This window comes from Pseudonocardia yuanmonensis (assembly GCF_039542425.1).
Classification (GTDB): domain Bacteria; phylum Actinomycetota; class Actinomycetes; order Mycobacteriales; family Pseudonocardiaceae; genus Pseudonocardia; species Pseudonocardia yuanmonensis.
Genome location: NZ_BAABIC010000048.1, coordinates 1 through 7,964, shown reverse-complemented (window position 1 = coordinate 7,964; position 7,964 = coordinate 1). Strand labels below are relative to the sequence as shown.

The window sequence follows — 7,964 nt, the reverse complement described above, 5'->3', positions numbered from 1 at the left end:
CTCCCGGACGAAGACCTCGGGCCGTCGCGGCATGCCCACCACCTCCGGCGGACAGCCTCCAGCGCCAGACCGGAACTGATCAAGCCGACACGGTTACGACCCCAACGTTCCTGGACGAGGCACTAGCGTTCCTCCACCAACCGCCGGTGCAGCTCCGCGGTGACCCGGGCGATCTCCCGGGGTGATCTCGGTGTTCGTGCGCAGCTCGGTCTCCTGCTCGGCGAAGTCGTGATCGGCCTTGGCCTGGTGGACCGCGGCCGCCCGGTTCTGCCCGATCAGCACGAACGCGGGTGATCTGGTCGGCCAGCCGCATCTGCAGGTCGGTCGTCCGGTGCTCGCGCATCCGCGCGACCACCGGATGCTCGAGACGCCCTGGCCGAGCCGGCTGGACCACCAGATCTCCTCGCAGGTCCACGCACCGACGCCGCGCGTCGGGCCGGGCCGACGACGCCGCCCATGCTGCGCCCTGCGCCGGCGGGTCATGAGCCGGGGTGGGGCGAGGCCGGACGGCCCCTGTGCCGGAGCCGGTGGTCCCCTGCCGAGGGCCCGGAGCTGCCGCGACGCTGGGGCGGAGCCAGCGACGAGGGGGCAGCATGAGCGCGATCGAGGTCGTCGACCTGCGCAAGGACTACGGACCGGTGCGTGCGGTGGACGGGCTGTCGTTCACCGTCGAGACCGGCGAGGTCTTCGCACTGCTCGGCCCCAACGGGGCCGGCAAGACCACCGCCGTGGAGATCCTGGAGGGCCATCGCCGACGGACCTCCGGACACGTCGACGTGCTCGGGTTCGACCCCGAGACCGGAGGGCGGGACTACCGGGAGCGGATCGGGATCGTGCTGCAGGAGGCCGGGTTCGAGGAGGACTTCACCGTCCGCGAGCTGGTCCGCCTCTCTCGCGGCCTGTACCCGCGGCGCCTCGCGACCGACGACGTGATCGAGCGGGTCGGGCTGGTCGACAAACGCGACGCGAAGGTCAAGACCCTGTCCGGCGGGCAGCGCCGCCGGCTCGACCTGGCCCTCGGGCTGGTGGGTGACCCCGAGCTGCTGTTCCTCGACGAGCCGACCACGGGGTTCGACCCGTCCGCGCGTCGGCGGGCCTGGGACCTGGTGGAGATGCTGCGCGGCCTGGGCAAGACGGTGTTGCTGACCACTCACTACATGGACGAGGCCCAGCACCTGGCCGACCGGGTCGCGGTCGTCGTGGCCGGCAGGCTCGTCGCCCTGGGCACCCCCGCCGAGATCGGCGGGGCGGCCCGGCAGGGCTCCGTGCTCACCTTTCGCCTGCCCCCGGACACGGCCCGGGACGACCTGCCCGACCTCGGCGGGCCGCTGGTCACGGAGGGACTGGAGTGGCAGCTCCGCACCCCCGAGCCGACGGCCGCGCTGCACCGGCTCACCAGCTGGGCGACCAGCCGGGGCGTCGAGCTTCCCGCACTGACGGTCACCCGCCCCTCCCTCGAGGACGTCTACCTCGACCTCGTCTCGACGCACGGCGAGCACCCGCTCCCCGAGGCCGTGGCGTCGTGACCGCGGAATCGCCGGCACGGACCGTCTCCCTACAGCGGCCCCGCGCGACCCGACTCGCGCTGGACCAGCTCGTGCACGCCACGCAGGAGCTGTGGCGCACCCGGGTCGTGTTCGTGTTCACCTTCCTGTTCCCCCTCACCTGGCTGATCGTGATCGGGTTCCTGGCCGGCAACGCCACCGTCGACGAGGCCACCGGTGTGCGGGTGATGCAGTTCGTCACCCCCACCGCGATCGCCATGGGCGTGCTCTACGCGGCCTTCCCCACGGTCGCGATCTCCCTGTCGACGGCCCGCGACCAGAAGGTGCTCAAGCGGGTGCACGGCACACCGCTGCCCGCCTGGGTCTACCTCGTCGGGCGCATCGGCAGTGCGGTGGTGTTCGCCGTCGGTTCGGTGCTCACCATGCTGCTCGTCGGCGTCGTCGTGTACGACGTGCAGATCGTGTGGCGGACCGCCCCGGCCACCCTGGTCACGCTGGTGGTCGGGGTCGCCTCTTTCGCCGCGCTGGGGCTCGCCGTCGCGGCCCTCGCGCCGTCGGCCCCCGTCGCGCAGGCCGCCTCGATCGCCGGCGCGGTGGTCCTCGGCTTCCTCTCCGGCCTGTTCACCGTCGGTGAGCTGCCCGGATGGGCCTCGGCGACCGCCGCGGTGTTCCCCCTCAAACCCTTCGCGGACGCGCTACGCCACCAGTTCACACCGTTCCACCCGGGCTCGGGATGGGACCTCGACGCCCTGGGAGTGCTCCTCGCCTGGGGGCTGGCCGGCGCCGTGATCGCCGCCCTGGCCTTCCGCTGGGAGCCTGCCCGGGGGAAGGCCGGGAGGGCGGCGCCCGCAGCCTCGGCGCCTCCCGCCGCCCCACAGCCGGCTCGCTCCCTCCGGGCATCGACGCCCGGGCGGCCGGGCGACGCCGCGCTGCTCCTCGCCCAGGTCCGATGGGCCCTGCTGACGACCTGGCGCGACCCGGGGTCGGTCTTCTTCGCCGTGGTCATGCCGGTGGCGATCTTCGCCTTCACCATGACGATCACCGGGAGCGCCGACGCCGACGCCGCCGGGGTGCCGTTCGGCCTCTCTCTCGCCGCCGGGATGACCACCTGGGGCACGGCGGTGGCCTCGTTCGTCAACCTTCCGGGGACGGTCGCGGTGGCCCGCGACCGCGGCGTGCTCAAGCGGCTGCGCGGCACCCCGCTGCCGCTGGGCCTCCACCTCGCCGGGCAGACCGCCTCGGCGCTGCTCGTCGCCCTGCTCACCGGGGTGCTCGTCCTCGGCGTCGGCTCGGTGTTCCTCGACGTGCCCGTCTCGTTCACCGGCATCCCGCTGGCGATCACCCTGCTCGTGCTCGGCACCGCGACCCTCGCCGCGTGCGGGTTCGCCCTCACCGGCGCCCTGCCGAGCAGCAAGGCGGTCACCGCCGTCGGCCTGGGCATCCTGCTACCCCTGTCGTTCTTCTCCGACGTCTTCCCCACCGGCCACACCCCGGCCTGGATGAGCACCGTCGGCGAGTTCCTCCCGCTCAAGCACCTCGCTGACGGTCTCGCCGACGCACTCCATCCCGGCGGCCCGAGCGTGGACTGGGTCGGTATCGGCGTGCTGGTCGCCTGGCTCGTCGCCGCCGGACTGCTCGCGGCACGCACCTTCCGGACGGACGGGGACACCGCATGAGGGCGTCGTGTCGCTGCGACCCTCCCCCCGCCGTTCCGGACTCGGCCTGATCGGAAGAGGTGCAGGATGACGGTGACAGGGTTCCGCACGGCCCCGAACTGGGCGCGTCGACAGTGGGGACTGGTGCGGATCGCCGCGACGAAGGCGGCTTCCGTGACGCGGCGGACGGCGCTGCGGGTACGGACGAGGTTTCGGGCCGGATCCGCGGCGCCGGTCGGAGGTGCCGACGCAGCCGTCGACGCAGGTGGCCGACCGGGTCCGGCCTGGACACCGCCCCGCGAGCGAGCCCGGCGGACGGGCAGTGGGCTCCCCGCGGTGATCGCCGGCCTGATGGCGGTGGCCTCGGCGGCCGGACTGTGGTGGCGGGGGCTGTACCAGGACCCGGAGCCCGTCGTGGCGATGCTGCGGGGCTACGACCTGGTCTCCCTGATCATCGCGGTGCCGGCCCTGGTGGCCGCGCTCCTGCGCACCCGCGGGGGATCGGCGCGTGCCGACCTGGTCGTCGGGGGGCTGCTCGGCTACGCGTTCTACCACTACGCGAACTTCGTCCTCGGCACCACGTTCAACGCGCTGTTCCTGCTCCACCTCGCGGTCTTCGTCCTGTCCGGGGCGGCCCTGGTGCAGTGGCTGCGTGGGCTCGACGTCGCGCACCTCGCGACCCGGTTCCGGGCGGCCACACCGGCGCGTTGGATCGCCGGGGTCCTCGCCCTGCTCGCGACCACGCTCGGCGGGATGTGGATCTACTACTCCGTGCGCTTCGCGATCAGCGGCGCCACGCCGGGGGAGAGCCGGCTCGTCCTGCCCGTCCAGGCGGTCCACCTCGGCTACGTGATGGACCTCGCGCTGCTGGTCCCGGCCTACGCCACGGCCGCGGCGCTGCTGTGGCGGCGCAAGCCGTGGGGCTACGTCGCCGCGGCGGTACTGCTGGTCTCGGCAGGTATGAGCCAGCTCGACTACATGAGCGCGCTGCTGTTCCAAGCCGCCGCACGCCTGCCCGGCGCCACCGCGTTCGACCCCGCGGAACCCATCATCGCGGGGATCATCATCGGGGCCGCTGTGGCCCTGCTCGGCACGATCCGGGACGGCGATCACCGGCCGGAGCCGGTGGCAGCCGGGGCGATCCCCGAAGCCGAGGAAGGGCGCGACGGGCCCGCGGAGAGGTAGCGGAGCCAGGCGGCCACCGCGGACGGGCCGTCATGCGCAGGAGGGCTCGGCATCGAGTTCCGGGGCTGCCGGGTGGAGCCGGTGGCCGTGCAGTACCTGCAGCGGTATCGAGATGACGTGCCCGTCGCGGCCGGCGACCCAGGGATCGGGCAGGACCGCGGCCAGCTCGGCCAGCCTGTCGGGGACCACGACCTCGTAGGCTTCGCCGACACCGAGGACGCTCCAGCCCGTGCGGGTGGCGGGGTCGACGTCGTCGACCTGGAACCCGACGACCGCGTGGCGGACCGCGGCGGCGAGCGTGCTGCCCGCAGCGGTCCGGAACACGATCTCCTCACCGTCGAGCACATAGGCCACGGGGTGCACGGCGGGCAGGGCGTGCGCGGTGAAGGCGACCCGTCCGATCTGCTCCCGCGTGAGCAACCTCAGGCACTCGGCACGCCTGATCTCGGTCAGCTCACCGCCGACGTCGTGCACGCTTGCTCCTCTTCGTCGTTCCCGCGCGGCAGGAACCATGATCACGGCAGGTCCCGTCACCTCGTCGGTCCCGCAGCTCACCGCCAGGGACCGAGGACTCCACCTTGCCCATCGTCACGAGCCGGTGGAGGTGTGGGCACGTCGTCCTCCGCGATGCGAACGGCTCGTACCGCCAGGTTCCGCGCACCGGGGAGGCTGCGGGGTGGTCGGAAGTCCTTGTCCTCACCGCAATGGACCTGTTCCGCCCGGCTCACCCCCACTCCCGCGTGGTCGGTTCCCCCTCGATGAGGAGGGGTTGCTCGACCGCGCTCGGAGCCGCCTTCGGGTCAGCTGAGGGGAACGGCCCAGCTCAAGACGGTGCCGCGAGGTACACGAGCGTGAATGGTGAAGGAGCCGCCCCGCTGCTCGGCCCGACGGCGCATGTTCTGCAGTCCGCTTCGACGACCTTCGACCGGGATGCCGACGCCGTCGTCACGGACCTGGAGGAGCAGCTGACCGTCGGCCGCGGTCAGATCGACCTCGGCCATCGTGGCGTGGGCGTGGCGGGCGATGTTCGTCAGCGCCTCACGCGCGACGGCGAGGAGATCGGGAGCCAGCTCGGGGCTCGCCACCGTCTCGATCGGGCCCGCGAACCGCACCACGGGCTCGAAGCCGAGCAACGCCGTCAGCTCGGTGGCCAGGTCCAACAGCTGGGCCCGCAGTCCCTCGGGCCCGGAGGCCGGGGGCTGGTTGAGGGCGAAGATCGTGGTGCGGATCTGACCGATGACCCCGTCGAGCTCACGGACCGCGTCGAGGACGCGCTGTGTCGCGCGCCCGGCCGGCATGCCCGCTGCGGCACTGTGCAAGGACAGCCCCGTGGCGAACAGCCGCTGGATGATGTGGTCGTGCAGGTCGGCGGCGATGCGGTCGCGCTCGTCGAGCAGCACCAGCCGCTCCTGCTCGACCCGGGCGTCGGCCAGCTCCAGCGCGACCGCGGCCTGGTTGGTGAACCCGGCGGCCATGTCCAGGTCCTCGGCGGTGAACACGGGGCGGCCGCGGCGACGGACGACGGTCACCACGCCCCGTCCGGTGTGTGTGCCGGTGAGGGGGAGGATCATCATCGGGCCCACGTCGAAGCTCGTCGCGGCGATGCCGGATCCGCCCTCCTCCAGCGAGGTGAGCCGCGACGGTGTGCCGGTGCGCAGGACGTCCCGGAACAGGGGGGTGTCTGCGGGAAGCTCCAGGTGGGGCAGATCCTCGGCACCGACCCTGACCGCGGAGCGCAGGCGTTCGTCGTCCTCGGTGGGTAGCCAGATCGACACCACGTCGGCGTCCGCGGTGCTCCGGCACAGGCTCGCGATCAGCGTCAAGGGGTCCTGCGCCCGCGTCCTCGACCCGGGGCCGTCCGTGGCGAGCGGTTCGGGCGGAGTGAGCACGGTGTGGGTGACGGTGGCCGCGGCGCGCAGCCACTCGCCGCGGTCGCGGGCGATGTTGTACAGGCGGGCGTTGTCGATGGCGACCGCGGCGGACGCGGCCAGGGCCAGCGTGAGCTCCTGGTCCTCGGCGGTGAAGTCGCCGTGGGTGCTCTCGGCGAGGTAGAGGTTGCCGAAGACCTCGTCGCGGATCCGGATCGGCACCCCGAGGAAGCTGTTCATCGGGGGGTGCCCGGCGGGGAAGCCCGACGAGCGGTCGTCGTCGGAGATGCGGGAGAGCCGGATGGGCTCGGGCGTGTCGATCAGTGCTCCGAGCAGTCCCTTGCCCTGCGGCAGGTGGCCGATGGTGGCGGCGGCGTCCTCGGACATGCCGGAGTGGATGAACTCGAGCAGGTGCCCGTCGGAGCCGATCACGCCGAGGGCCGCGTACCGCGCGCCGACCAGTTCCCGCGCCGCCTCGACGATGCGCCGCAGCACGACCGGCAGGTCCAGGTCCGACCCGACCGTCTGATGGGCGCGCAACAGACCCCGCAGCCGCCCCTGACTGGCCATCACCTCCTGTGCCCGGTCCACGAGCTGACCCAGGAGTTGGTCCAGCTCGAGGCGCGGGACATCGAAGAAGGCGAATCCCCGATTCACGTCCTGCCCGCCGGAGTACGGCTGCGCGTGCGACTGCGTCCCGGCATCGTCGCGACCATCAACGTCGGCCACCAGACTCACCACCTGTCGAGACTCGCCCGCGAGGAGCGCTTCACCAGCCGTCGCCTGCGCACTTCTTCCTGCTCGGGCCGCGGTTCGCCCAGAGAGGGTCGAGCGATCCCGCGAGCCGTCTGCCCCGTTCATGACCATCCCAGCGGCCTCCCCACCACGTCCAGTATCGGGCTGGGTTCCGGCCGTGGAAGACAGGCTGCTCCTGGCTGACTCCACCGCCACCGAGCGGTCGGCGAGCACTCGCGCGCCCTGGGCAGAGAGGCCGCAACCGGTCCGGACGACCTGATCATTCGGGACCCACTGCTCTGGGCCCGCCCGACGGGTGAGGGCAGGCTGGGAGCGAGGAGAGGAGATCACCATGAGGACCCGACTACGGCGCCTCCCGATCGGCAGGCCGGCGCGGCGCCGCCACGTGCCCCGGCGCCGCGTCTGGCGGTTCTGGCTCACCGGATGGTTCGGCCTGGCCGCCCTGGCCTTCGCCAACGGAACCCTGCGGGTAGTCGCCTACCAGGACCTCGTGGGGGAGATCGTGGCCCGGCAGATCGCCACGAACCTGCTGATCATCATGATCGCCGCCTACACGGTCGCGCTGCATCGCCGCCGTCCGCTGCCCGACACCCGGGCCGCGCTCGCCGTCGGGGCGACCTGGACCGCGATGACCCTGGCCTTCGAGTTCGGCGTCGGTCACTACGTGTTCGGGAATCCGTGGACCACGCTGCTCGCCGACTACGACCTGACCCAGGGTCGCATCTGGATCCTCGTTCCGATCGCGACGCTGCTCGCGCCTGCTCTCGTTCGCGCTCAGCAGCAGAACTGACAGGGCCCGCACGGGCCTCGGCCTCGCCGCCGCCGTGGCCCGTGGATGCAGGGCCCCGTGCACGGTGTGCGCCGAACTCGCTAGTGCCTCGTCAGGCAACGTTCGGTAGGTAATCGGGTTTGCGGATTCTGGACTCGGGGGCGAAGCGTCGCTTGGGGCGGGCGTGGCGGTTGGCCCAGCGGATGTAGCCGGCGATGGCGGCTTC

Annotated in this window: 7 protein-coding genes; 5 read left to right on the top strand and 2 right to left on the bottom strand. The window is 72.6% G+C overall.

The annotated features are described in order from the left end of the window. Nucleotides 1-159: 159 nt before the first annotated feature. From ABD990_RS33945 to ABD990_RS33930, 4 genes are all read left to right on the top strand, one after another. Entirely contained in the window at nucleotides 160-294 is a 135-nt protein-coding gene (locus ABD990_RS33945) for a hypothetical protein (protein ID WP_345384915.1), read from the top strand. A 299-nt stretch (nucleotides 295-593) separates the two neighbouring features. Next, entirely contained in the window at nucleotides 594-1,526 is a 933-nt protein-coding gene (locus ABD990_RS33940) for an ABC transporter ATP-binding protein (RefSeq protein WP_345384914.1), read from the top strand. Then, on the top strand, nucleotides 1,523-3,181 hold the full coding sequence (locus ABD990_RS33935; RefSeq protein ID WP_345384913.1) for an ABC transporter permease: 1,659 nt from the start codon (nucleotides 1,523-1,525) through the stop codon (nucleotides 3,179-3,181). The genes ABD990_RS33940 and ABD990_RS33935 overlap by 4 nt, the downstream gene beginning before the upstream one ends. 315 nt (nucleotides 3,182-3,496) lie before the next feature. Continuing rightward, a complete protein-coding gene (locus ABD990_RS33930; RefSeq protein ID WP_345384912.1) occupies nucleotides 3,497-4,345 on the top strand; it encodes a hypothetical protein in 849 nt (282 codons plus the stop codon). Nucleotides 4,346-4,375: 30 nt separating this feature from the next. Here the strand turns inward: ABD990_RS33930 and ABD990_RS33925 are convergent, their stop codons facing one another. Next, complete coding sequence (locus ABD990_RS33925) at nucleotides 4,376-4,819, bottom strand: pyridoxamine 5'-phosphate oxidase family protein (RefSeq protein ID WP_345384911.1); 444 nt, start codon at nucleotides 4,817-4,819, stop codon at nucleotides 4,376-4,378. Nucleotides 4,820-5,145: 326 nt separating this feature from the next. Next, a complete protein-coding gene (locus ABD990_RS33920) occupies nucleotides 5,146-7,182 on the bottom strand; it encodes a sensor histidine kinase (RefSeq protein WP_345384910.1) in 2,037 nt (678 codons plus the stop codon). A gap of 118 nt (nucleotides 7,183-7,300) precedes the next feature. Here ABD990_RS33920 and ABD990_RS33915 point away from each other — a divergent pair, with 118 nt between their 5' ends. Further along, nucleotides 7,301-7,759, top strand: coding sequence for a hypothetical protein (locus ABD990_RS33915; protein ID WP_345384909.1), 459 nt, complete (start codon nucleotides 7,301-7,303; stop codon nucleotides 7,757-7,759). The last annotated feature ends 205 nt before the right edge of the window (nucleotides 7,760-7,964 follow it).

Coding starts and splice junctions, on each gene's coding strand:
- ABD990_RS33940 (WP_345384914.1), top strand. CDS start 594: ATGAGCGCGATCGAGGTCGTCGACCTGCGCAAGGACTACGGACCGGTG.
- ABD990_RS33915 (WP_345384909.1), top strand. CDS start 7,301: ATGAGGACCCGACTACGGCGCCTCCCGATCGGCAGGCCGGCGCGGCGC.